The organism is Catonella massiliensis, from assembly GCF_016651435.1.
Classification (GTDB): domain Bacteria; phylum Bacillota; class Clostridia; order Lachnospirales; family Lachnospiraceae; genus Catonella; species Catonella massiliensis.
Genome location: NZ_JAEPRJ010000001.1, coordinates 689,986 through 715,458 on the forward strand (window position 1 = coordinate 689,986; position 25,473 = coordinate 715,458).

Here is a 25,473-nt window from a genome sequence, read left to right on the forward strand (position 1 = left end):
TGATATTTATGTATTTTTGCTAAAAAACAAGTCTTTATGAAGATGCAGCTTAAGAAGTCTACAATCTGTATCACTATAATATGACTTACTATGATAACTAGAGGAGAATTTTATGTGGAAAAAATATAGAGGTAGTTTTTTAAGCTTCATACTTATAATCGGATTAGTTTTATCAGGACTTAGCGTGCCTTCATATGTAAGTGCGGCTCCTCCTGCAACGGATAATGTAACCAATACTCCGGCCGTTCTATCCCACAGCATGGTATTTTTCCAAAATGGACAGGAAATCACGCAGACTGGTAATAATAAAGTAGATTTGACCACTGATATAACGGCTACAATCAAGGACAAGTTCAAATTTGATAAAAATGCTACACATCATATAACCGATAATTCGTATGTAGAATATGAACTTGGTGCACCGTTTATACTGCCTAATGGAGTTCTTAGTAAAGAAGAGTACACTAAGCCCGACATTGTTCTAAGTCCCGTTGAAATTAGAGGTAAGAATATATGTAAGACTTCTTTTGTGACAGACGCACAAGGTAAGGTTAAGGTTAGATTTGATTTCTCAGAAGCTGATCCTGTTATGTTTGACCAGGATGAGATTGAGATAAAAGCAGTAGTTAAGCTAAGAGTAGATGTCAACAAACTAGAGGCTCCTGCAGGTAATAGTAAGGTAAAGATCTCAGACTACGAAGTTGACGTAGATGATACCAAGGAAGACCTAAGGACTGAGAAAAAAGCTGAACTAAACATTCCTAACGGAACTGTGGACTGGACAGTAACCGTCGATAAAAAAATACTTGGCTCAGTTAATTATCAGCTAAGCCTTAAGGACTATGTATTTAGTGACGACCTTTCAAAGGTTGGTGAGTATAAGAGTGGCTCCCTGACTATCAATGGACAGACAGTAACTCCGGATAGCTATACAGACAAGGTGCTTAAATACACAATAAAGACATCTGATGTACAAGCTCCTAACATAGGAAGGGCAGTAATTAAATTCAGTACCAATATATCAAATGATGAATACAAGTATGGCAAGGTTTATAAAAATAGCGCAGAGCTATACAAGGATGGAAAATTAGAAAGTAAGACTAATGAAGCAGGGGTAAAGCTCATTCCTTTTGGAAAGAAGGAAGGTCTTACATCAGCAGATAACAAAAGCATTACCTGGAGCATTGTGTTCAATGAGCCTGATGCAAACCTTGGGACGGTAACTGTTAAAGACAAGCTTGCTAATTCAACTATCGGAAACATTGCTCAGACAAGAAAAGAGAGCTACTATCAGGTATGGGATGAAACTAAAGGAGATTGGTCAGAAACTAAACATAACGTTAATCCTGTCGGTACTGATAATGATGAGTATACCATCCCAAGCGTGACTAAAAAGACAAGACTTACCATAGTTACTAATGAATTAACCCTTCAGGACAACTATTATGAATTTAAGAACGATGCCATCATAGGCTGGGGCGGAGTGAATGAAAGAGTCAAGCTCCCTGCAGTTGCCAAAATCGGTAAGAAAAAGTTAGAAAAGATAGCCAAAATATACGAGCTTGAACCTGGAGAGACTGAAAATGAAGCTGATAGAAGACTTGAGGAGAATTCAGGTGTCAAGATAAGAAGGGCTGCATTTGAAACCGAGTGGAGTGCAAACTTTGTAAGAGAAAATGCAGATACTAATACTTACTACATTTACGATACCTTTATCTTTGACAATGATGTAAAAGCAAATAGAAAGGGTCTGGAGACAGGCTACAAGATAACAGGCTTAAATGACACAACCATAAAAACACTTAAAACAAATCTTACCTTTGATAAGGTAGTAAGTGCGGATGCACAGAATCATCAAAGGCTGGTAAATCCTTCTTCACCGCTTTTCGAAAATAACTCAGGAATTGAGTACGAAGTGTACGCTATAAGAGATAATGCAGATAAGCTGGTAGGACACTTGCTTGAATTAAAGATGGATCCTCTAAAAGGTGAGGCGCTTCCGGATAATAGGACAAAGACAGTAGTTAAGTTTAAGTCAAAGCTTGTGGAGCCAAAGCAGGTTATGGATACGAGAGATACAGCGGCATATAACTTTATGAATCTCTTTAAGCCTGATGGAACTCTTATAGAAGAAGCAGCGAATGCAACCAAGTATAACACCAAGATGCTTAACAAGCAGGCACTTTCAAAGGATGCAGCAAAGAGATTTGTAAACAATCTAGCTGTATCCGCTGGCAACAATATAATAAATGATGATGTCTTTGACTATGCTGCAAAAACAGCCAAAGACAATAATGCAGTGGCTTATAACAGGGAAGATAAGTCTATCATCTACAGAATAAGTGTAAATGCAGCAGGAGTAAACGATGTAGACGGAGACCTAGGTGCAGTTACCCTTACCGACATCATCCCTGAGGACTTTGAACTTGCTAAGATAAACGGGAGCAACGATTACCTCATATATGGCGGTAAAGCTGCAACAAGCCCTGCAAAGGCTGATGCAACTGTACTTGCAGAGGGTTCACCACTTTCCCTTAGCACTGACAAGCTTACATTTACAAATGATGCTTCTCATAATAAGCTGATATTTAAGTTTACAAAGCTTGATGGGACCTATGTAATCCTTTTTAAGCTGCGTATAAAGCCTAGTAAGGTAGATTTTTACCTAAACAAAAGGGAAAACATAGTAAACAAGGCTGAAATCACCGCTGAAAAAAAATGGATAGATACCAATGACGGTGACAGCAAGAAAGAAGTAAAGATAACTGACAATCAGGGAGTGGACGTAAACGAAGAATTCATCTGGAAAACCTATGATGAAAATGTCTCAAAGTATGCTGAAAAAGGCTTTATAAAGTGGAGTATAGTATACAGACCATATAAGACCTATAGTACAGGTGAAAAGGTGCATTTTGAGGATGGCCTTAGTAACAATATCATGGTAAGGAAGAAAAAGAACAGCTCTGAGCTCGTATTCCAGGGAGATAACTTTAGGATATTTGAGGGAACCGTAGATGACAATGGTAAGTTTATACCACAGCGTGAAATAAAAGATAATCTTTCTGAGATATTTAAGTATGAAGATACAGGCAGAAAGTTTATTATCAACCTGCCAAACAGTAATGCAAACTACAAGATTACTTACATAACAGATTTCAGTGCTCCGATTAATTCGGGTGAAGAGGTAAGAAATACTGTATCTCTTTTTGAAGACTCTACTGAAAAGGCGATCAAGAAGCCTGATGTGGGCTATGCTGTAAATGTATCCTCAACAGGAAGGGTATGGGGCTTTGATAAGCTTACCATATTTAAGACCAATCAGGCTAAGGATAAGTTACTCTCTGGGGCAAAATTTGAGCTAACAAAGGATGGAGTACAGGTGTACGGCTCACCTAAGACGACTGATGCAGGAGGAAGGATTGAATTTGACAGAATAAGTTCAGGTGACTATGTGCTTAAGGAAGTTAAAGCTCCTGAAGGATATAGGCTAAATCCTACAGAATACAGGATAAGAGTTACTGAGCTTCAGGTAGGCAGGATGATAGAGTTACTTGGCTATTATGGTAATGTCACTCAGGATGGCAATGAACTGACTATAACCAACTTGTCAACATCAGAATCAGGAGGCGGTGGAATTGCACCTCCTTCTGGAGGTGAAACAGACCCTAATGGCCCTAAAGCTCCTTCAAATCCTCCTAGTGAAGATAAACCAAATGCTCCAAAGAAACCGGTTAAGCCAAGCGTACCTAATACGCCTGTAAAACCTACACATCCTAATCAGCCGTCAGACCCGTCAGATCCTGAAAGCCCAAGTGAACCGGGTACTTCGGAGAAGCCTGGAGAGCCACATCCTACACCTGGCAATAATACAAATCCCAACATACCTACCTACAATCTTGACAATGTTCCTGATCCAAATGATCCGGACAGCAGTTATGAGATTATTGTCATAGATGATGACGGCTATCCTCTTGGACATTTTGTAAAGAAGACAAAGCCTGACAAGCTGAAAGAGTACGTGCTTAAAGATGATGGTACCCCTCTGTCTCATTTTATACAAAATAGAGCTAAGAAAAGACTCCCAAGAACAGGTGGAGCAGGAACTCTTTTGTATTATGAGCTTGGAGCAGGACTACTCTTAATGGCTGTGTTTACAGGAAGAAAGCGTAAAGAGGAAAGAGAATAATAAGCAGTTTAACTCCCTCTGTACAGAAATAATAGACCTAAAGTGTTAACTTTTTAACTTATTAGCCGATATAAGTAAGTGTGAGGAGTTATAAAAACATCACAAATACTGTACTTTTATTGCTGCATATAAGCTTTTATGAATTGTGGTAATAAAAGAAAAAATAAGTTGAAGGAGGACTTTATGTGTCGAAATTATAAATGCAGTGTTGTACGATTTATACTCATTTCAGTGATTATTTTGGCAGGATTTACAAGTCCTGTGTATGCGAAAATCAAGTCTTCTGCGGCTTATGATGAAACAAATACCGGAAAGGTAACGCAGTACAGTACTACCGCATCAGGAAGTGCTGTAAGAGAGATAAAGTCAAATGGAGACAATGAATATGAGGTTACTGAGGATGGTACTCCTTTAGCCGGATTTGATGCAAATAAGGCTAATACATCACCATCAGGCTCGATAATACCTGATGGCTGGTACTACTCAGTAGGAGCAATCCTGATTCTTGTTGCAACCTTTGCAAAAAGAAAGATGGAAGTTGAACATTAGTATTCAAAAGCCCTGCACTTATATGTGCGGGGCTTTTGAGTGGTGGCATATTTTCGTGTATAATGGTAAGTAATGATTAAGAAGATGAAACTATAGCTCTTAAGAGGTAGAGTTATATTAGTGAAGTTAATCAGAGTATGAGGGATTTATGAATATAGTAAAAATAGGGGCACTTATTAAATATGAGCGTGTTAAGCAAAATATTAGTATAGAAAAACTAGCGAAAGGAATCTGCTCAGAGTCTGTTATAAGAAGGACTGAAGCGGGGGAAAGAGGGGCTGACTTTTTTGTGCTTGATATGATTGTAAGCAGGTTAGGCAGGTCTGATAATAAGGTTGAGCTTATGCAGGATGAAAAGGACTATGAATTGTATGAACTGAGAGAAAAACTCACTGGAGCAATTGAAAATAAAAGCTATGATAAAGCAGCTAAATTACTTGCGGACTATGAAACGTTAGCAGACATAGAAAGCCCTTTACACTTGCAGTTTATTAAAATGATAAAAGGATTTATCTCTGAAGAAAAATACCTTGATTTCGTAGAGGCTGACAGAAGTTACTATCAAGCATTAACACTAACATTGCCTGAGTTTTCTTTAGAGAAACTGGAGAACTATCTATTAGGAGAAAATGAGCTAAAACTGCTTACTTTATATCTTAATAATAAAGAAAAACTGGGTGAGAATCTGCTTAAAACATATGGTATTACAATACTTGACTATATTGAGAGACATTTTTACGATGAGGAGATAAAGTGCAATTTGTATGGCAGGGTTTCATTGATTGTAGGAAACAGCTATATCAAAAATAATAGACCTGATGAGGCTTTGCAGGTTATCTTAAAGGCAGAGCAAATGCTTACAGGTAACGGACTTTTGCTAAATATATCAAAGCTTTTGGAGAATATCATTTTCATATCTAAAAACATAAATACAACATTGTACCAAGATTACAAGAAGATGCGGGATGCTTTGAAAGATTTATATGAAGAACATGGATTTGAATGGAATACTAAGGATATTAATTTGCTTACCGGATACAAGCAGAGAAATGTGAATATTATTTCAGAGATAGTTAAGCAGGAAAGGGTGATAAGAGGCATATCTCAGCAAAAGCTTGCAGATGATTTGGATATAGATGTTAAGACGATTTCAAGGATAGAATGTGGTAAGGCTAAGCCTAAGCGGGGAACAATACAAAAAATACTGGATTATTTTAATATAGAGGCAGAGACTGTAGAAAGTAGGATTATAACTGATGATTTCCGCTTGCTTGATATGGAAAGGGAGATAGCAAAACTAACTACCTTTCAGAAGTATGGGGAAGCAGAGCACCTGTTTAACGAATTAAAGCAGAGGATACCCTTAGATAATAAGAAGAACAGGCAATATGTAGAGTATATGTCTGCACTATTTGATCTAAGAATCAGGCAATGTGATGTTAATGAAGTAGCAGACAGATTAATAAAAGCCTTTAGTATAATAAGAGGAGAAATGGGACTTGATAATGTCGGTAGATTTGTGCCCAGTAGAGCAGAAGCTATTATAATCAATGGTATAGCAGTCTGCTATGAAGCCATTGGTGAGACTGATAAAAGTATAGAATTGCTTGAAAAAACTGTCATGGCTTACGAAAGAAGTAAAGTTAATATGAAATATCGTTATATACCTCTGGCGTTGCTTTATGTTACCTTATGCTCGGCTTATGAAGAAACAAATCGTTTTGAAAAGGCGGTACAGTATGCGGATAAGACAATCAACTATTCTATTAGCTCGCTGAGGGGAGATTTTTTAGGATTTTTGCTTGAAGAAAAAACTTATACCTTAGATAGAATGACAGGGGATAACACGAAGAGTAAGTCAAAGTACATTCAGAGCTATAGAATTAGATGTTTGATGAAGGCCAGCGAAAGACAAAAAGCCCCTTTAAGGAGGGCTTTTCAAAAGTGGTATGGGGAGGAGCTAAAATAAGTAATTACAATTTACGCGAATAAATACAGATAGGTTTATCGGTATTTTCGATGGTACAGACATTAGTTTCGACTTTTTTTGAAGTTATCACCATTAAGTGTGACGAAAATAATGTAACTAGTGTAATCAACATAGTAGATACTAAAACAGAGTAAATAATTTTTTTGTTCATAAATAAGTGCCTCCTAATTTGATTTTTATAAAAAATAACATGTTTAGTTATTAAAAACCATACCAAAAGTGGACAGAAAAAAACTTCCACTTTTGGTATGGTTTTATTCCTAAACACAGCATATACTTATAAGTAATAAGGTGACAAATATTTAAGCGCTTATAGTAATGTGTTACCTGGAAAGGAGGTAGGTTAAGATGAAATTTAAAAAGGTGTATAAAAAACCAGAAATAGTTAATCTTAAGGCATGGGGCAAGCATAGCATAGTTGTAACTTAGAATAATTAGATTGTGTATTTAGTAATTGCTTTATTTATGCCAAAAGCTAACTATTATATTGATATCTATGATAGTTAGCTTTCATTATGAATTGGGAGATGAGTTAATGAATGAAATAAGGGATCCATATTATGTAGATTTTTCAGTTACGCCTTACTGTAATTTAAAGTGTAGTTTTTGTTCAGCAAGTGCCTGTGGTAAGTATTCAAAAACTTACGAAATATCCTTTGATGAAGTTAAAGATATATTTAATCAATTTGATGAAAATAATATTATGAGAGTTAGCATCGAAGGTGGAGAGCCTTTTTTGAGGTCTGACATATTAGATATATTGGAACTTGTTAATAACCACATGTTTTCTTGTTATATTAATACTAATGGTACACTTATTACCGAAGAAATAGCAAAAAGGATTTCGACTTCAGGAGTTGAAAAAATATGTATTAGTATTGACGGACCAGAAGAAGTTCATGATAGATCTAGGGGTATTAAAGGAACTTTTAAAAAAGTAAAAGAAGCGGTTGGATATCTACAGAAGTATGATGTTCCGATAGATGCTATTATCACTTTGACAAAAATAAATGCTAAATATATGATTGAAACTTTTGATGTTATTAAAAATATGGGAATTAATAATGTAGCAATCATGTTATTAGCAACTGTAGGAGAAGCATCGAAGAATCATGTTTCAATAGATTATAGTGAGTGGAAAGAAGTACTTATAAATTTAACTGATTTAAAAAAAGAAAATAAACTCCCTGTGAATTTACAAATAGTGCATACGGGAGAGTCTCAACTGCCATGGGAACTATATCTACCTTTGATGGAGGCTGGTAGAGAGGAAGATTTATCAATGTGGATTCCACCCAATATCACGTCGTCTTTAGAAGAGAGTGATTTTGGATGTACTGCGGGTAGAGATAATCTTGCAATTGATGGCTTTGGAAATGTTTTTGGTTGCAGTTTAATGATATCTAGTATGGAGCTTAGTGCAGGGAATGTATTAAAAGACAAATTATCTAATATATGGAGAAATTCTGAGATTTTTCAAATGATGAGAAGTAGTAAACTAGACAATATTGAAGGAAAGTGCAAAGATTGTAAATTATTATACAAATGTAAAGGTGGATGCAGGGCATGTGCCTATGCAAAGTCATTAAACTATAAATTTTCAGATGAAAGGTGCCCAGTATGTAGAGGTGAACGAATATGGAGCTAATAAAGTTAGAAAGAGATAATAAAAACAAAATAATTTTACGAGAAGAGAAAGATGGCTCAGGAAAAATTTGCATTTTAGGAGGAATTTATATAGTTAATGAGATATCCATAAGCATTATAAAATCGCTAAACAATAACAACAGTATTATTGTTACTATGGAACAAATAATGGAACAGTACGATATATCGTATGGAGATTTAGCACAAGATACAAAAGAATTTTTAAGGCAGTTACTTAAAATAAGGGTAATATCTGAAAAATTATATAAAACCTACATTGAGGAGATAGATAATAATGCCGGACAAAGAAATAATTAAAACAATGAATACTATGGCGCTCCCGGTATTAGCCGGTTCGTTTGGACAAATGATATTTAGTGTTGCCGACCAAGCAATAATAGGAAGACTATCTGTAGAAGGCTTTGCAGCAGTTGGTGTAGTGGCTAATTTGATTTATTTACTTACGGGAACATTAGGAGCACTATCTGTAGCTTTTGTAATTATTTTTGGGAAAGCCATAGGTAGTGCAGATAATATTAAACAAAGTAGAATTTTTTCGACTGCTTTTAGTCTTGCGTTAATTATAGGAGTTGGCTTTGGTATTATTTCGATAGTATTTGGAGGTTGGTTTTTAAGAGAATTCTATGGGTTGAAAGGACAAGTGCATGAATATGCTTATGATTACTTAGCGATAGCGGGTTGGGGATTAGGGCTAAACATGCTTATATTCTTATTCTCATCATATTTTAAAAATTTGAAAAAAACGAATATAAGCCTTATAGCAAATCTAATTTCTTTAACAGTAAATTTTATAATTGATTATATACTCGTTTTTGGTAAATTTGGAATGCCAAGGTTGGGAGTGAAGGGAGCTGCAATTGGAACTATTGTAGGGCTTGCTTTGAATGTACTAATATTTATTTTCTTTTTCAAAAGGCATAAGACAGTTAATTTCAGATTTATGATAAAACTAAATGAAATAAAGGAAATGATGAAATTATATTTTCCTATTATGGGACAGGATTTTGTTGAGTCTACTCTGTTTGTTATGCTTATCACAGCAATCGTAACAAGATTGGATACATATTCTATTGCTGTATACAATTTACTTGAAGTAGTCTCTTCAGTTATCATACTCCCTGCATATTCTTATGGTGGAGTCGCAATGGCTTTGGTATCGCAAAATTTTAAAAATCAATCAAATACTGAATTAAATCAATATCCAAAGACAGCGGTCATGTGTAGTTTATTCATTATTTTAACTTTGACAGGAATTATTTTTATTTTTCCAGATATACTTGGGATTATTACTGATGATTCTAAATTATTGACTGAAGCGTATGGGATATGTATCTTTGCATTATTAATTCAGTTAATTAATGCAGTAAGCCAGGTTTACAAATACACTTTACAAAGTATAGGGTATGAAACTTGGATTTTAAAATACTCTACCATAATATCCTTATTATCCTGTATAGTGATTTATTTTGCAATATCCGTATTTGAACTAGGGCTGGTTGGGTTGTACATAGGAATGGGGTTGATGTACTTTATGCTGGCTGCGGGATATACTGGTAAAACAATAATGGGATGAACAAAATGTTGCCAGATTCCATAGTAAGCGAAAAAATACCACAAAAAATACAAGTGAAAATGAAAAAACATGTTTATGATAGCTTTTTTGGTGAAATTTCTTACAACCAAAAAATAAAAAACGCTATAGTCAAGATTATAGTTAAAACCATACCCGAAGTGGACAAATAACGTCCACTTTCGGTATGGTATTTTTTTAATTGTTTGGTATACTTTAGTTAAAGCGGTTTTGCGCCTTTTTCAGAAAGGAGGCAGAGCCGGTAGAGCAACTCTATCGGCTTAAAATTATTGTGAAAAAAATATTGTTTTGTTGTATATTATCCATTAGTTGTTTTTTGATATCGTGTAACACAGGGAATTCTGACACCAAATATGATTCTACTATAGGGATTGTACATACTTCACAGCAAATGTATAAGAGTAGGATTGATTGGTATAATGATGAACTAGAGCTGCTTGGTTCTAGTAAATTGACATATGCAGGGTTAGGTTCTCACTTTTATAAACCTTTAACTGTTGATAACGAGGTGTATATGATACCTCAGGGATTGGGAAATAATAAAAGTACTTAAAAGGTTATTAGCCTAAATAAGAATACTTTTGAGATTTCGGAATATCCTTTCAGCAATATTGCTCTTAATCATATGGCTGTTATAAATAAATATGTATATGCAGTTAATACTATGAATGGGTCGAGCTATATAGAAAGGTATGATAAAGAGTACCACAAAAATATAATTAAAGAATATAAAGAAACTTATATTTATGGGATTTTTCCAATGAGTGAAAAACTTTTGGCTTTTTCGATAACAGCTGATGAAAGTTCAGACAGCTGTATACTTAGAGTTATGGATAAAGATTTGAATATAGTTAAAGAAATTTCTTTGACTAAATACGGTAGAACTACTGAAATGTATTGTGAGGACGGTAGTTATATGTATTTTACAATGCAGATAAGTACTGATGATAAGCCAATTTCTAAAATATTGTCAATAGATAAAAGGAATTATGACATTAAAGTTATAGATATTCAGGCGGAGCAACCTTCAGATATATTTAAGTATGAAGATAAATTTTTGATTACTAACTATGATCCTGTTGAAGTAAAAGGCACTAAGGTTAGTGTGATAGATGAAGAAGGACGGCTTTATAAGGATATCGAACTTAATAATGAGTTGTCTCTTACACAGCTTTATGGTGAATACTTGGTTGTTGCAAACCTACAAAAGCTCAGCTTATACGATATAAACACGTTTGAACTTAAAAGGGAAGTTAAGCTTGATATTGATTCGGAGTCGTATGTATCGGCAATTATAATTAGGGGGAATTGATTAAAACACTATATAAAAGAGGTTTACACTATGGATAAAAAAAGAAATGCATTTGGTATAGGATTGGTTATTTTGATGGTGGTTTTTACGGTTGTCAATTTCATAATAAGCAGGAACTATATCGGGGGGATAAATTCAACTAAAGAAGCTGAAACTAATGTAACACAGTCTTCTATGTTAGCAAAACAGTCTTCAAGTTCGTCCTCTCGGTTATTTCATAACCTGCACGAAGGGTAAAGTTTTTCTCAAACCGTTTACTTGACACCTCTTTCCAGTCACTTCCAATGTAAACAGTTTTCCCTTCTCTAGGGGTTGTTATATCCTTACAGTACGTTTTTGCCATTTGAAACCATTCTTCCCTGCTTTCCTTCCGCAGATTCCTTTTGATAATAAAGTAGCATCCGTTCTCTATTAGAACGGCTACATTATCAATAGAATCATTACCTGAGTCAAGCCTTACCAAAAGAGGTTTATCAGTAAGCTTCTTACACAGGTTTATTGTCTCGAGAAGGAATTCCACTGTACCGTTTTGACAGTGCTGTTTTCCTTCACGGAGTTCAAAATTCACTGCATAGCCTTCGGTATCAATGTATGCCATCATTGGTGCATAGCCGTCAAAGCCCTTATAGGTTCCCCATCACCCTGCTTTGAAGTCTTTGAATTGTCCATAGGCGTAACATCAATGTCCACGGGTACCATGCCGTCAGGAAGTGTACCAGGATGATATCTCCATTATTAATCTGGTGCTGGGAGTGGTTCTTAGCCACATCCATGTGGTTAAGTTTTTTGGTGAAATTGCTTTTGCCAAGCAGTGCTCCCACAATAGCAAGGCCACTAGCCGGAATGATTCGCTCATTTGTATATTTGACAATTATGTTACTGTTTTCAAGTGTAATGTGATGGTTATAATTCATGATATTTTTCTCCTGAAGCCATTGATTTACAGGACTATTGTATCTTAATATGGCTTCACCTAACAGGTGAATTGTAATAAAATATAGAACTTTTAATAAGCCACGGTATAGTGGGCATTTTCGTGAAAGTTAGACTTTTAACTTCACGGATTCAGGGTAAAGTTAATATGAAATATCGTTATATACCTTTGGCTTTGCTTTATGTTACCTTATGCTCAGCTTATGAAGAAACAAATCGTTTTGAAAAGACGATACAGTATGCAGATATGACAATTGAGTATTCTATCAGCTCACTGAGGGGAGATTTTTTAGTATTTTTGTTGGAAGAAAAAACTTATACCTTAGATAGAATGACTGGGGATAACTCGGAGAGTAAGTCAAAGTACATTCAGAGCTATAGAATTAGATGTTTGATGAAGGCCAGTGAAAGACAAAAAGCCCCATTAAGGAGGGCTTTTCAAAAGTGGTACGGAGAGGAGCTACATTGAAAATATCAAAATATGGTTATATATTGTAATATAATCATCAGTATTTTCGATGGTACAGATGTGTGAAATAGCTGTTGAGTGAAGATTATCTGGTATTTTAGAAGAAAATAGTAAAACGATAGTCACAAGCTAGGTAGCCATAATAATTGTATTTTGATATATCTTTTTCATAAGTACATCCAATAATGCAATAATGAGAATGGTAGCATATTATTATAGTTAAAACCATACCAAAAGTGGACAGAAAAAAACTTCCACTTTTGGTATGGTTTTTATATTCTTAATCTGATAAAATCTACCCAAGTAAGTCGATATTTATTACTATGACAAGTTGTTGTCTGGAAAGGAGGTTTCTATGCATAATATTAATCCACAGAGGTATAAGAATGGTGACATTCTATACAAACTTCGGTTAAATAACAAAAATAATTTTTCAATTGGAGGTTTATTTATGAAAAGAAGTTTTGCTGTAATTCTATTAACTTCATTATTAACAACAAATATTATTATGGTTAATGCACAAACTCGAGATGACGAATTAGAGAAATCTTATAATGAAATTATTGAGTTTTTTGAAAATAGTAATCTACCTGTGAATATTACATATGACACTTTTGAGGATGAATATTATGGAAACGCATACAGTAATCCAGAAGAATATTTGCATTCTTATAAAGATTTAATTTCGGTAGAGCCTATTGATGAAGAAGATTGTCAGTTATATAGCTCTCCTGATGAAAAGTGGTATTATAATACCGGAACTAGTTTGCCACAAGTACCTAATTATAGTCGCTATAATTTATTGTCAACGGTTAAAAAAGGTGATATAATATATGAGGCAAATGGTGGTGGTGGTTTTACAGGTCATATTGCCATAGTTGAGGGGGTGTATTTTAATACTTTTTATGGAGTTAAATACATAAGGCTTATTGAAGCTATACAATCTGGAGTGCGAAGAAGTGTACTTGATGATGAAAGAGTTGCTGATAAAGGAGTCACAATTTTAAGGACAAATGCTTCTTCAAGAGTAATAAATAAAGCGGTTAATTTTTGCATAAAACAAATTGGAAAGGATTATGCATATGATGCTGCAAAAAATACAAGTGAAAATGAAAAAACTTGGTATTGTTCAGAGTTGGTATGGGCTGCATATAAGAAACAAGGGATTGATTTAGAGACTACTGGCTGGCCAAATGAACCAGGGGTAACACCAAGAGATATACTAAATGGTAATAACACATCAGTTATAAGCTATAATTAAGGAGATTAAAATTGAAAAAGAAGAAACTTATGTTTTTCTGTGGTTTTATAATAATGTTTGTTGTAATGGTTTTTTTTGTGTTAAATGCATTACAGCATCCGGAGCTTAGCTTTGATATACCATTAAATGTGCTTTATCTTTTGTACCTGGCTTATGTCGTAATTATGATAGTTTTTTTGGTGAAGTTTCTTACAACTAAAAAATAAAAAACGCCATAGTCAAGATTATAGTTAAAACCATATCAGAAGTGGACAAATAACTTCCACTTTTGGTATGGTATTTTTTTAAATTGCTTGGTATACTTTAGTTTAGGCGGTTTTGCGCCTTTTTGAGAAAGGAGGCAAAGCCGGTAGAGCAACTCTATCAGCAATTATAATTAGGGGAAATTGATTAAAACACTATATAAAAGAGGTTTACACTATGGATAAAAAAAGAAAAGTATTTGTTATAGGATTAGTTGCCCTGATGGTGGTTTTTACAGTTGTCAACTTCATAATAAGCAGGAACTATACCAGGGGGATAAATTCAACCAAAGAAACTGAAACTAATGTATCGCAGTCTTCTGTGTCATCAAAACAGTCTTTAAGTTCGTCCTCATCAGAAGAAAAAACGATACTGTCATTTGATGAGTATCAGAAGTTTTATGAATATATGGCTGAGAATCTAAGGCTAAAAGGTTATGAAAAAAAATATGAGACAGGCCACAATTTTCTGCTCTATATTCGAAAGGAATGGACATTTAACTCTCGTGACAGCCTGATTATGAAGAATTCAGGTACTGTTCCTGACCCAACATTTGAATACATTATATATGAAAACAAAGAAAGCACAAGTCAAATTAGGTTAGGTGTAAGTTTCAATGAATACTACATTGGAGATAATTTACATTCTTTTTATGCTAAGGATAATGATTTAAGCAAAATCAATAAAAAGCTGGCTGGGCAGGCTGTTGGAGCAGTAACGTCATACCGCAATTTATTATTCCATGTCCAAGTCAGCCAAGAGGATGAAGCAAAGAATGTGTTAGATGATACCTTAACAGCCATAAGCAAAGAGATAATTAAGTATTTTAACTGATCTCAAGTAGCCGGTGATACTACTTCCTTCGACCCGCAGCCACATATTTTAAAAAACCTATTGACATTTCTCCCATAAACATTTATAATACCCTTGTTGTTTTGAGAGAAGTCTTGAAACTGATATGGCGAAGTAGCTCAGTTGGCTAGAGCACACGGTTCATACCCGTGGTGTCGGGGGTTCAAGTCCCTCCTTCGCTATGATACAGGGTGCCTGAGTTACAGCAATGTAGTCAGGTGCTTTTTTTATAACTAAGAACTGTGGGAGAATGTATGGAAAGAAGAGATAAGATAAACTATTACCTTGATATAGCAGAAGTGGTATCGCAAAGAAGTACCTGCCTTAGAAGACATTATGGAGCGGTTATTGTAAAGAACGATGAAGTTATTGCAACGGGCTATACAGGGGCGCCAAGAGGCAGGAAGAACTGTTCGGACTTGGGCTTTTGTATGCGTGAGAAGCTAAAGGTTCCAAGAGGAGAGCGCTATGAGCTTTGCCGCAGTGTGCATGCAGAGCAGAATGCCATCATAAGCGCCTCTAGAGAGGAGCTTATTGGCAGCGACATCTACATAGTAGGGATTGAGATGCGTGGCGGCGGCTATGTGGAGAATGCCAACAGCTGTGCTATGTGTAAGAGGGTAATCATCAATGCCGGCATAGAAAGAGTCTACATTAGAGATGATAAGGACAACTTCAGGGTAATAAGCGTGAATGACTGGATAGAGAATGATGACTCCCTAAGTGGTATGTTTGGCTACTAGATATAAGGAGAAAAATTGAGGTATTATATTTCAGATTTGCATTTTTTTCACGAAAAATTAAACGACGAAATGGACAACAGAGGCTTTAGAGATGTAGAAGAAATGCATAATTACATTATAAACAGGTGGAATACCAGAGTAAATAAAAGGGACGAGGTCATCGTACTTGGAGACCTCTCTTATGGCAAAGCGGAAGAAACCAACGAACTCCTTAGCAGACTAAACGGAAAGCTCTGCCTTATAAGGGGGAATCACGACAGTCTCTACCTTAAGAAAACAGCCTTTGATGAGAGCAGGTTTGAATGGATTAAGGATTATACTGAGCTAAAAGACAATAACAGAAAGATTGTGCTTTGCCATTATCCTATTATGTGTTACAATGGGCAGTACAGACTTAACACTGAGGGAAAGTCAAAGACCTTTATGCTCTATGGGCATGTTCACGATACTCACGACCAGAGGCTTATAGAGGAATTTATAAGGATTACACGTGAAACCAAGTCCTGCTATAAGGACGGTACGGTTAAAAATATTCCCTGTAACATGATAAATTGTTTTTGCATGTATTCAGACTACACTCCCTGGACTTTGGACGAGTGGATATTGTACTGGAGAGAAAGAGGAACGGTTGAATAATGAGAATAGGAAACGGATATGATGTACATAGGTTGGTAGAGGGCAGGAAGTTGATTCTCGGAGGTGTTCTGATACCCTTTGAAAAGGGGCTCCTTGGCCATTCTGATGCAGATGTGCTAACCCATGCCATTATGGATGCCCTGCTTGGGGCAGCGGCTGAGGGTGACATAGGCAGACATTTCCCGGATACAGACGAGAGATACAAGGATGTGGACAGCCTTAAGCTCCTTGCTGTAGTCGGTAAAATTATTGAAGATAAGCTATATGTAATAGAGAACATAGATGCAACCATTATGGCAGAAAAGCCAAAGCTTGCGCCTTTCATACCCGATATGGTCAAAAACATAGCAAAGACCTTGGGGATAGAGGAAAGTCAGGTAAATATCAAGGCTACCACAGAGGAAGGCCTTGGTTTTACAGGGACAGGTGAAGGGATGAAGGCACAGGCGGTGTGTCTTCTTAAAGAAGCTATCAATGAAGATGATTATATGATGGGCGGCTGCGGCGGCTGTGGAGGGTGCAGCAGATAATGGGATTTATTAGATTTTTTAAGGAAGAATATGCTGCCATACTTCAAAGAGATCCTGCCATCAAATCAAAGTATGAGATCCTGCTTTACCCGGGATTTAGGATAATGGTGAGGTATCGCATTGCTCATAAGCTTTACTTAAAAGGACATTTTTTTCTTGCCAGGAAGATAATGCAAAAAGGGGCTGACAAGACGGGTATAGATATCCATCCGGGTGCAACCATAGGAAGTAACTTTTTCATAGACCATGGCATAGGGGTTGTAATCGGAGAGACTGCCGTAATCGGTAATGACTGTACCCTTTATCAGGGAGTTACCCTTGGTGGTACGGGAAAGCAGACAGGAAAGAGGCATCCTACCATAGGCAACAATGTGATGATAAGTGCAGGAGCGAAGGTGCTTGGCAATATTACCATTGGAGATAACACTAAGATAGGTGCGGGAAGTGTGGTGCTTAAGGATATCCCGACTAATTCTACAGTTGTAGGAGTACCAGGTAGAATAGTTAAGCGAAATAATATCAAGTGCGAGCAGATTGATCTTGACCAGATTCATTTTCCGGATCCGGTGCTTAGGGATATTACAGCCTTAAGAGAAGAGAATAAGAAGCTTAGAAAGAAGCTGGATAAGCTTACTAAGAGATTTGATGAATATACGAAGGGAAGAGAAGATGAAAATACATAATACACTTACAAACAAAGAAGAGGAATTTACACCGATTGAGCCTGGTAAGGTAAAGATGTATGTCTGCGGTCCTACAGTGTATAACTTTATGCATATAGGAAATGCAAGACCTATTATTATCTTTGACACTATCCGCAGATATTTTAAGTACAAGGGATATGATGTAAACTATGTGTCTAATTTTACTGATGTGGACGACAAGATAATAAAGCGTGCCAACGAAGAGGGTGTAAGTGCATCAGAGATATCAGAGAGATATATTAAAGAAGCAAAGACTGACATGGAAGGCTTAAATGTGCTTCCTGCTACCAAGAATCCAAAGGCTACCGAAGAGATAGACGGTATGATAGAAATGATAGAGGAGCTCATTAAAAAAGGCTATGCTTATGCTAAAAACGGAAGTGTATACTTTAGAACCAGAAGTTTTAAGTCTTATGGCAAGCTATCAAACAAGAATATAGATGACCTTGAGGCAGGCGCGAGGATTGCCATCAATGATGAAAAAGAAGATCCTCTAGACTTCGTACTCTGGAAGCCAAAGAAGGAGGGAGAGCCTTTTTGGGTATCACCTTGGGGTGAAGGAAGACCGGGCTGGCATATAGAATGCTCTGTGATGAGCAAGAAGTACCTTGGTGAGCAGATAGACATCCATGCAGGTGGAGAAGACCTTATCTTCCCTCACCATGAGAATGAAATAGCCCAGAGTGAAGCTGCAAACGGAAAAGGTTTTGCTAAGTACTGGATGCACAACGGTTATCTTAGGATAAACAACGAGAAGATGAGTAAGTCTCTCGGAAACTTCATTACCATAAGGGATGTAAGCAAGGAATACGACCTTGGTGTGCTTAGGTTCTTTATGCTTGGTGCTCACTACAGAGGACCTATCAACTTCAGCCACGAGCTTATGGAGGCGGCTAAGACAGGGCTTGAGAGGATTACAAATGCGGTATCAAACCTTGATTTCCTCCTTGAAAATGCTGTATTAAGAGAGCTAACTGAGGAAGAAAAGGAAATTAAAGAGAAGGCCTTAGCTTTCAAAAAGGACTTTGAAGCAGCCATGGAGGATGACTTTAATACTGCTGACGCTGTGTCAGCTATATTTAACCTTGTAAAGCTTGCTAACTCTGAGATAAGCGCAGAGTCTTCGGCAGAACTTATCAAAGAGGTAAGAGAAATAATAGTGCTTTTATCAGATGTACTTGGATTAAAGGTGGTAAAGCAAAAGGAGATTCTTGATGAGGAAATCGAGGCTCTCATCAAAGAGAGAACTGAGTCAAGAAAGGCAAAAAACTTTGCCAGAGCAGATAAGATAAGAGATATACTTACATCAAAGGGTATAGTTTTGGAAGATACCAGAGAGGGTGTTAAGTGGAAAAGGATATAGATATATCGGTACTTTCAGTAAGTGGGATTGAAGGCTTTTTTAATATTAAAGACAAGGATATAAGGAGTTTTTCGCCCCTTACTCTTGCCTACATAGGCGATGCCATTTACGAGGTTGTGATTCGTACTATAATTGTAGAAAAAGGAAATGCCCCTGTCAATAAGCTTCACCACAAGGCAAGCTCTCTTGTCAAGGCGACTGCGCAAAAAGAGTCTATGGAAATCATCCTGCCACTCCTAAGCAGCGAGGAAGAGGCTGTGTTTAAGCGTGGAAGAAATGCAAAGTCTTATACCTCTGCTAAAAACGCCAGTATCATAGACTATAGAATAGCTACAGGCTTTGAGGCTTTGATGGGATATCTTTATCTTACAGGTAAAAATGAGAGAATGCTTGAACTAATAAAGGCAGGCGCGGGTTCAAGACTATGAAGATATTAGGCTTATAGCTTACTGAATTTAAGGATTTATTGCAAATAATTATGAAACTGTGCTTTTTGCTAAAGGAGAAAAATGAAAGAGAAATATAATGATAACGAGGAAACAAGCCTTGTTATTTATGGTAGAAATGCTGTACTTGAAGCCTTTAGGTCAGATAGGACAATAGACAGGCTCTATGTACAGGAGGGAGTAGCAGATGGAACCCTGCAGTCCATACTAAGGGCAGCCAAAAAGACTGATACCATTATTAGCTTTGTAAGCAAAGACAGGCTTAATAAGTATGCTGAGGGAGATAAGCATCAGGGAGTTGTAGCTATGGCCGCAGCCTATGACTATGCAGAGGTTGATGACATCCTTAACGCCGCAAGTAAAAAGGGAGAGCCTCCTTTCATCATAGTTCTTGATGATATAGAAGATCCACACAACCTTGGAGCCATAATAAGAACAGCCAATCAGGCGGGTGCTCACGGGGTTATCATTCCAAAGAGACATGCTGTGGGGCTTACTGCCACTGTGGCAAGGACCTCAGCAGGAGCCATCAATTATACACCTGTAGCCAAGGTGACGAATATCAGCCGTACCATAGATGAACTTAAAGAAAAGGGAATCTGGTTTGCCTGTGCGGATATGTCAGGAGAACTTATGTATAACTGTAACCTCACGGGAGCTATAGGACTTGTTATAGGCTCTGAGGGAAGCGGAGTAAGCAGGCTTGTTAAGGAAAAATGCGACTTTGTAGTAAGAGTACCTATGTTTGGACAGATTGATTCCTTAAATGCTTCAGTCGCGGCAGGAGTACTTGCATACGAGATAGTAAGGCAGAGACTTAATACAAATAAATAATGGGGATAATTTTAGTATATGAATTTTGAAAAATTCACAGACGAGGAGCTCTGTGAGAAGGCAAAAGAGGGAGATGTAGAGGCTGAGAGCTATCTTATAAACAAATATAAGAATCTGGTAAGGGGTAAGGCTAAAACCCTGTATCTGCTTGGAGGAGACAGGGAAGACCTGATACAGGAGGGGATGATAGGACTTTTTATTGCGGTAAGAGATTTTGACAAGTCAAAGAATGCCATGTTTTCAACCTTTGCCAATATGGTCTGCGAACGAAGGATGTATAATGCAATAAAGGCAGGGCAGGCAGGTAAAAACCGACCTCTTAACACCTATATTTCGCTATATGCTGGGCAGGCTTCAGGAGAGGATGCAGATGATATAAAGCTCATCAACAATCTCCGTGCAAGCAGTCTCTTTGAGCCTGAGGGCTTTGTGGTAGACAAGGAAAATACAATATTTTTACTTGAGAAGCTTAGCGAGTCCCTATCAAAGCTTGAGGAAGAGGTGCTTGACTTCTATCTGTCAGGGAAGGACTATGTGGAGATAGCAGAAGCTCTTGAGAGAAGTCCTAAGTCCATAGACAATGCGCTTGTAAGGATAAAAGCCAAGTTTAAGAATATAATTGAAAGCGAGAAATAGGAGAAGCTTATTTGATGAGTGACAAGTTTACTATAAAGCTAAATGACTTAAATCTAAAGCAGATAGCTGATTCAGGCCAGATATTTAGGATGAATGAAGAAGAGGAAGGGCTGTACAGGGTTTGGTTTAGAGAATATACTACTCTTGTAGAAGAAAAAGACGGAAGCTTTGTATTTCACTGCGGTGAGGAAGAATTTAACAAAGTATGGTATGACTATTTTGATTTGGGACTGGACTATGCTAAAGTCAAGGCCCTGGTGGACGTGGAGGATGAATACTTAAAGACTGCTATTAAGCATGGCTATGGGATAAGGATACTAAGACAGGACCTTTGGGAGATAATTATTTCTTTTATAGTTTCACAGAATAACAACATTCCCCGTATAAAAAACAGCATTGCAAAGCTGTGTGCCTTAACAAAAGACGGAAGCTTTCCCTCTGCCACTGTTTTAAGTCAGGTGTCTGTGGAGGAGTTACATTCTTATGGTCTGGGTTACAGGGATGAATATATACATAGACTTGCTCTTAAGACAGTAAAGGGGGAGTTTGTGCCTGAAAGCCTTATAGGTCTTTCTTATGAGGAGGCAAAGAAGGCACTTATGGCAGAGCATGGCATAGGCAAAAAGGTGGCTGACTGTATCTGTGTTTTTGGACTTCATCACCTGGATGCCTTCCCTATAGATACCCATGTAAAACAGATACTTGCAGCACATTATAAAGACGGCTTTCCTTTTCATAGATATGAAGGCTATGCCGCTATCATGCAGCAGTATATGTTCTACCATGACCTCTTAAATTCTAAAAAAGCTGCAAAAACAAGCCCACAGAAGGTAAAGAAAACAAAATCCAAATAAGATATACCGCCTGTGGGAGATGAAATTATGTCTAGCACCAACCGCCATCAAGAGAAATAATCTGACCGGTTAGATAATCATTTCCTGTGGCAAGACTATAGGTAAGTTCGGCTACTTCTTCGGGACTTCCAAGTCTTGACGTAGGAATTTCGTCTATAAGGGAGGCAAGTTCATTAGAGTCTAAAAAGCTGTTCATTTCTGTATCTATGGCTCCACAGGCTATGGCATTTACCTGTATATTGCTTGGAGCAAGCTCTTTTGCAAGAGCCTTGGTAAAGGAGTTCATCCCACCCTTGCTTGCGGAGTAGGCAACCTCCATAGATGCTCCTACATTCCCCCAAACAGAAGAAATATTTATTATTTTACCTGCACTTTTTCTAACCATGTCAGGAATGACAAGGCTTGAGAGATTGTATAGAGAGGTAAGGTTGGTGTTTATTACCTCATTCCATTCATTAGGCTTCATATCTGAAAGCAGTCCTATATGAGATATTCCTGCATTGTTTACCAGTATGTCTACGCTTCCAAGAGTATTTTTTATTCCAGCTACAAAATCCTTACAAAACTCATAATTTCCCACATCGCCCTGGCCCACTAGCACTGGCACACCAAACGAAATGAGATAATCTTTGGTTTCTTCAAGTTCATCTTTAGATTTGTTTGCATTTATTGCTATCTTATATCCCTCTTTTGCAAATCTTGTGGCAATTGCCCTGCCTATTCCCCTGCCTGAGCCGCTTATAAGTACAGTCTTATTCATCCTTCCTCCAAACTATTCCATAATTTTTTTTGACTCCATGTTATCAATAATTTTGTAACTGTGCAAGTTTGTAGTGAAAATAGAAGAAATTTATGTTATACTCTTAGACGGGGAATTCTTTCTCACATATTAACTTGTAGGGAGGAGACTATGAAAAATAAATTATTTGTTGTAGCGTTAAGTGCCGCAGTAGGCATATCGACTTTATTTAGTACAGAGGCAATAGCGGCTGCTAAGAACTACCTCTATACATCTAAGAAGCCTGTCACAAAGAAGATCATCTATGTGGGAGGAGACAGTGTAAAGCTAAAGTACAATATCGGCGGTAAGACCAAGGGTATTAAAGGTACTTGGAAGTCGGATAATAAAGGCAGGGTTACGGTAAGTAAGAATGGCAGCTGCAAGGCTGTAGGTAACGGAAAGGCCACAGTCAGCTTCAGATATAAACTGGGAAAGAAAACCTATACCCTAAGGTGCAAGTTTACAGCTGAGACAAAGGCAGGAGAAGTTAGTCTTATCAATTCAGCAGGAACAACTGATGATGTCGAGGTGGAAAGCGGTTCTACCTATAGGTTTAAGTCTAAAATCACCCCTGTGGATGAGGCGCTTGAGATAAACGAAGGCATTAAGTCAACTGACAAGGTGTTCTATCAGCTTTTTGCGGATGAAAACGCTGAGACTAAGTCAAACCTTGGAACCATAGACAATAACGGCATCTTTACAGCCGGGGATAAATCAGGAACCTTGTATGTGAGGGCTTCTGCAAAGAAAAGTAAAAATTCTGGTGATAATGTTGTAAGCGATTTAATTAAGATTAACATCACAGGCGGCTCTAAGAGTGATGATACAAAGAAGGATGACAATACTTCCGCTAGTAATAATGTGAATGGAAAGCCTGCAAGGATTGAACTTTCTACCAGTGCTATTGTAAGGGATATGACTGTCCAAAACGGTGTATTATTCGCAGATGTATATTTTAAGGTCATAGATGATAAGGGAAAAGAAATTACTGCAAGCCCCGACATTCTTAATGAGAGATTTAGCGTAACCTGGAAGGGAGACAGCGTTTCGGTAAATGAAGCAGGCAAGGTAACGCTGATTTTCCCTTCCAATATACCGAACCAGCCTACGCCAATTGGATCCTCGGGAGAGCTTAAAATAAGCTATAAAAATGCTGACAACAGCGAGATTAGTGCTACACAGATTGTTAGAGTTGTACCGCCATCATTTATTATGTCTGCTGAGTTCAAGGGTATTTACAGATGTGTATACAGAAATACTGTAACATCTTCGGGTATATTTTACGAGCCTGTGGTTGACAAAGATGTAACAAAGCTTAAAAGCGGTGATGTAATCAGGGACTTTGGGAGCAATGTCTGGGTAAACATGAATCCAGACAGTTATTATCTGCTTATCAAGGTATCAGACAACTACGGTAACAATATCAATACAATGGGGCTTAAGGATACTAAGCTTTCTGTGTCTGCAACAGGAAGTGCCTTAGTAAGTGTCGATACTGTACTTGAAAATGGTGTTGAAACCAAGGAATCAATTAGGCCTATAACAGTTGACGGTGTAAGTTATCTGACCTATCCTTTAAGTGCAGGTACTGTTAAGTCCGGAGATATAAACATAACCATACAGGGTGGCTCTGTAAGGCAGGTCATAAAGAAAACTATAACTGATGGAAGTACTTTAAGTATATTCTACTTCACCGGTAACAATAATTACTTAGGTCAGGATAACATTGTGCCTTATGCCCTTTATACAAGCAGTGGGGCAGCAATAAAAGACTACAATTCAGTCCTTTATTACCTTGGACTTACAGATCAGTTCAATCAGGGAGTGATTATCCTTCCTACTGACTCAAAGGTTATGTCCTCTTCTAAGGGCTCAACTTTTACGATAAGAAAAAATGCTGTTACCGGGGAGGCTGAGATTCACTATCAGCCAAATCCGAATGTACTTATAAACGGAAATGTAATGCAGGATTTTGGCACGGATGAAATCACGGTATTAAAGGGCTTTGGACCAAATCTTGAGAAAAAATTACAACTGGTTGTTACCAGAAAGAGGTAGTAAGGCGGATGACTAAGAAAGTAGCAAAGATATTCGTGTTAACGACAATCATAATTATGTTGTTAATTATTGCTTTATTACTTGTCTACATCTATAAGTTTAAGGATGCAGATAACGGGAGCGGAGAGAATGCAAACAATGTTAAGAAAGATATTAAAATAACTCAAACCACTCTGCTAAATAAAGCCCTGCCTGATGCAGACACCGAAGAGGTTATAAGAGGCATAATCTTCATAGGTGATAAGGAGGACAAGGATCTCATAAGTTCTGCTTATTTTGTAAACTTTGACAAACAGGAGAATAAAATCAGTTTTTATAGTTTCCCGGGAGACATGAAGTTTGAAGTCTCAAATGAGCTATACAAAGAGATATCCACCTCGCTTGCAGATGTGCCACAGGTACTTACTTTGTCGTACCTGTATAAGTACAGTAAGAATAAGCAGGGGCTTAAGGCTGGGATGTTAATGCTTGAGGACTACCTTGAACTGGGTATCTCACATTTTCTATTTCTAAGTGCAGAAGATGCTGACAAAGTATTCTACTTTAATACAAAGGGTGACTCTACGTTTTTACAGACCTTCACAAACAGTGTTATAAACGGGGATAAAAATGCAAAGTCCGAATTTGTTAAAAGCCTGTATAACAGCAAGTTCACCGACATTAAAAAGAACACCTATGTAAATATCTTAACCTCGCTCCAGAAAGTTAATCAAACTGATATAAAGTTTGTAACCTTGCAGGGGGAGAGATTTGATGGAGGTGTGATTATTAAGAAAGAAGATATAGTAAATATGCTGTCTTCGGGCAGTAAATAAAATTAGAGAGGTTGATTAC

Annotated in this window: 23 protein-coding genes, 1 tRNA gene and 1 pseudogene; 23 read left to right on the top strand and 2 right to left on the bottom strand. The window is 37.1% G+C overall.

From position 1 onward, the window contains the following. Positions 1-112: 112 nt before the first annotated feature. The 7 genes from JJN12_RS02975 (at position 113) to JJN12_RS03005 (ending at position 11,296) form a co-directional block, all read left to right on the top strand. Positions 113-4,186 carry a SpaA isopeptide-forming pilin-related protein gene (locus JJN12_RS02975; protein WP_208428307.1) on the top strand — a complete coding sequence of 1,358 codons (4,074 nt, stop codon included), beginning with the start codon at positions 113-115 and terminating at the stop codon, positions 4,184-4,186. 183 nt (positions 4,187-4,369) lie between these two features. Further along, the gene (locus tag JJN12_RS02980; RefSeq protein ID WP_208428308.1) at positions 4,370-4,735 is read left to right on the top strand and encodes a hypothetical protein; all 366 of its coding nucleotides are present in this window, start codon (positions 4,370-4,372) and stop codon (positions 4,733-4,735) included. Positions 4,736-4,883: 148 nt separating this feature from the next. Next, positions 4,884-6,704, top strand: a complete 1,821-nt coding sequence (locus tag JJN12_RS02985; protein WP_208428309.1) for a helix-turn-helix domain-containing protein — start codon at positions 4,884-4,886, stop codon at positions 6,702-6,704. 556 nt (positions 6,705-7,260) lie between these two features. Further along, positions 7,261-8,373 carry a radical SAM/SPASM domain-containing protein gene (locus JJN12_RS02990; protein WP_208428310.1) on the top strand — a complete coding sequence of 371 codons (1,113 nt, stop codon included), beginning with the start codon at positions 7,261-7,263 and terminating at the stop codon, positions 8,371-8,373. Further along, positions 8,364-8,690, top strand: coding sequence for a PqqD family protein (locus JJN12_RS02995; protein WP_208428311.1), 327 nt, complete (start codon positions 8,364-8,366; stop codon positions 8,688-8,690). The genes JJN12_RS02990 and JJN12_RS02995 overlap by 10 nt, the downstream gene beginning before the upstream one ends. Next, entirely contained in the window at positions 8,668-9,966 is a 1,299-nt protein-coding gene (locus tag JJN12_RS03000) for an MATE family efflux transporter (RefSeq protein WP_208428312.1), read from the top strand. The genes JJN12_RS02995 and JJN12_RS03000 overlap by 23 nt, the downstream gene beginning before the upstream one ends. A 778-nt stretch (positions 9,967-10,744) precedes the next feature. Further along, positions 10,745-11,296 carry a hypothetical protein gene (locus JJN12_RS03005; RefSeq protein ID WP_208428313.1) on the top strand — a complete coding sequence of 184 codons (552 nt, stop codon included), beginning with the start codon at positions 10,745-10,747 and terminating at the stop codon, positions 11,294-11,296. Positions 11,297-11,495: 199 nt separating this feature from the next. Here JJN12_RS03005 and JJN12_RS03010 read toward each other — a convergent pair. Continuing rightward, positions 11,496-12,210: pseudogene (locus JJN12_RS03010) on the bottom strand (transposase); the annotation flags it as partial. A gap of 167 nt (positions 12,211-12,377) precedes the next feature. Between JJN12_RS03010 and JJN12_RS03015 the strand changes: the two are divergent. The 14 genes from JJN12_RS03015 to JJN12_RS03080 all read left to right on the top strand — a co-directional run bounded on the left by JJN12_RS03015 (position 12,378) and on the right by JJN12_RS03080 (position 21,800). Continuing rightward, the gene (locus JJN12_RS03015) at positions 12,378-12,698 is read left to right on the top strand and encodes a hypothetical protein (protein WP_208428314.1); all 321 of its coding nucleotides are present in this window, start codon (positions 12,378-12,380) and stop codon (positions 12,696-12,698) included. Between the two features lie 355 nt (positions 12,699-13,053). Further along, positions 13,054-13,959 carry a YiiX/YebB-like N1pC/P60 family cysteine hydrolase gene (locus tag JJN12_RS03020; protein ID WP_208428315.1) on the top strand — a complete coding sequence of 302 codons (906 nt, stop codon included), beginning with the start codon at positions 13,054-13,056 and terminating at the stop codon, positions 13,957-13,959. A gap of 11 nt (positions 13,960-13,970) precedes the next feature. Beyond that, a complete protein-coding gene (locus JJN12_RS03025; RefSeq protein WP_208428316.1) occupies positions 13,971-14,165 on the top strand; it encodes a hypothetical protein in 195 nt (64 codons plus the stop codon). Positions 14,166-14,379: 214 nt separating this feature from the next. Further along, a complete protein-coding gene (locus JJN12_RS03030) occupies positions 14,380-15,036 on the top strand; it encodes a hypothetical protein (protein ID WP_208428317.1) in 657 nt (218 codons plus the stop codon). Positions 15,037-15,162: 126 nt separating this feature from the next. Then, positions 15,163-15,236: transfer RNA gene (locus tag JJN12_RS03035), tRNA-Met, on the top strand. A gap of 72 nt (positions 15,237-15,308) precedes the next feature. Further along, complete coding sequence (locus JJN12_RS03040) at positions 15,309-15,797, top strand: deoxycytidylate deaminase (protein ID WP_208428318.1); 489 nt, start codon at positions 15,309-15,311, stop codon at positions 15,795-15,797. Between the two features lie 15 nt (positions 15,798-15,812). After that, the gene (locus tag JJN12_RS03045; RefSeq protein WP_208428319.1) at positions 15,813-16,433 is read left to right on the top strand and encodes a metallophosphoesterase; all 621 of its coding nucleotides are present in this window, start codon (positions 15,813-15,815) and stop codon (positions 16,431-16,433) included. Further along, the gene (ispF, locus tag JJN12_RS03050) at positions 16,433-16,963 is read left to right on the top strand and encodes a 2-C-methyl-D-erythritol 2,4-cyclodiphosphate synthase (protein WP_236013667.1); all 531 of its coding nucleotides are present in this window, start codon (positions 16,433-16,435) and stop codon (positions 16,961-16,963) included. Before JJN12_RS03045 ends, ispF begins: the two co-directional genes overlap by 1 nt. After that, positions 16,963-17,646 (top strand): serine O-acetyltransferase, encoded by a 684-nt coding sequence (gene cysE, locus JJN12_RS03055; RefSeq protein WP_208428320.1) that lies wholly within the window; start codon positions 16,963-16,965, stop codon positions 17,644-17,646. The genes ispF and cysE overlap by 1 nt, the downstream gene beginning before the upstream one ends. Continuing rightward, positions 17,633-19,030, top strand: coding sequence for a cysteine--tRNA ligase (gene cysS / locus JJN12_RS03060; RefSeq protein WP_208430295.1), 1,398 nt, complete (start codon positions 17,633-17,635; stop codon positions 19,028-19,030). Before cysE ends, cysS begins: the two co-directional genes overlap by 14 nt. Next, complete coding sequence (locus JJN12_RS03065) at positions 19,027-19,458, top strand: Mini-ribonuclease 3 (protein WP_456298507.1); 432 nt, start codon at positions 19,027-19,029, stop codon at positions 19,456-19,458. The genes cysS and JJN12_RS03065 overlap by 4 nt, the downstream gene beginning before the upstream one ends. An 81-nt stretch (positions 19,459-19,539) precedes the next feature. After that, complete coding sequence (rlmB, locus tag JJN12_RS03070; protein WP_208428321.1) at positions 19,540-20,310, top strand: 23S rRNA (guanosine(2251)-2'-O)-methyltransferase RlmB; 771 nt, start codon at positions 19,540-19,542, stop codon at positions 20,308-20,310. An 18-nt stretch (positions 20,311-20,328) separates the two neighbouring features. Next, a complete protein-coding gene (locus tag JJN12_RS03075) occupies positions 20,329-20,946 on the top strand; it encodes a sigma-70 family RNA polymerase sigma factor (protein ID WP_208428322.1) in 618 nt (205 codons plus the stop codon). 14 nt (positions 20,947-20,960) lie between these two features. Further along, a complete protein-coding gene (locus JJN12_RS03080) occupies positions 20,961-21,800 on the top strand; it encodes a DNA-3-methyladenine glycosylase family protein (protein WP_208428323.1) in 840 nt (279 codons plus the stop codon). Between the two features lie 31 nt (positions 21,801-21,831). Here the strand turns inward: JJN12_RS03080 and ymfI are convergent, their stop codons facing one another. Further along, positions 21,832-22,560: an elongation factor P 5-aminopentanone reductase gene (gene ymfI, locus JJN12_RS03085; protein ID WP_208428324.1), complete on the bottom strand. Its 729-nt coding sequence runs from the start codon at positions 22,558-22,560 to the stop codon at positions 21,832-21,834. Between the two features lie 150 nt (positions 22,561-22,710). Between ymfI and JJN12_RS03090 the strand changes: the two genes are divergently transcribed. Further along, on the top strand, positions 22,711-24,639 hold the full coding sequence (locus tag JJN12_RS03090) for an Ig-like domain-containing protein (protein WP_208428325.1): 1,929 nt from the start codon (positions 22,711-22,713) through the stop codon (positions 24,637-24,639). 8 nt (positions 24,640-24,647) lie between these two features. Beyond that, positions 24,648-25,454 carry a hypothetical protein gene (locus JJN12_RS03095; RefSeq protein WP_208428326.1) on the top strand — a complete coding sequence of 269 codons (807 nt, stop codon included), beginning with the start codon at positions 24,648-24,650 and terminating at the stop codon, positions 25,452-25,454. Positions 25,455-25,473 lie beyond the last annotated feature (19 nt).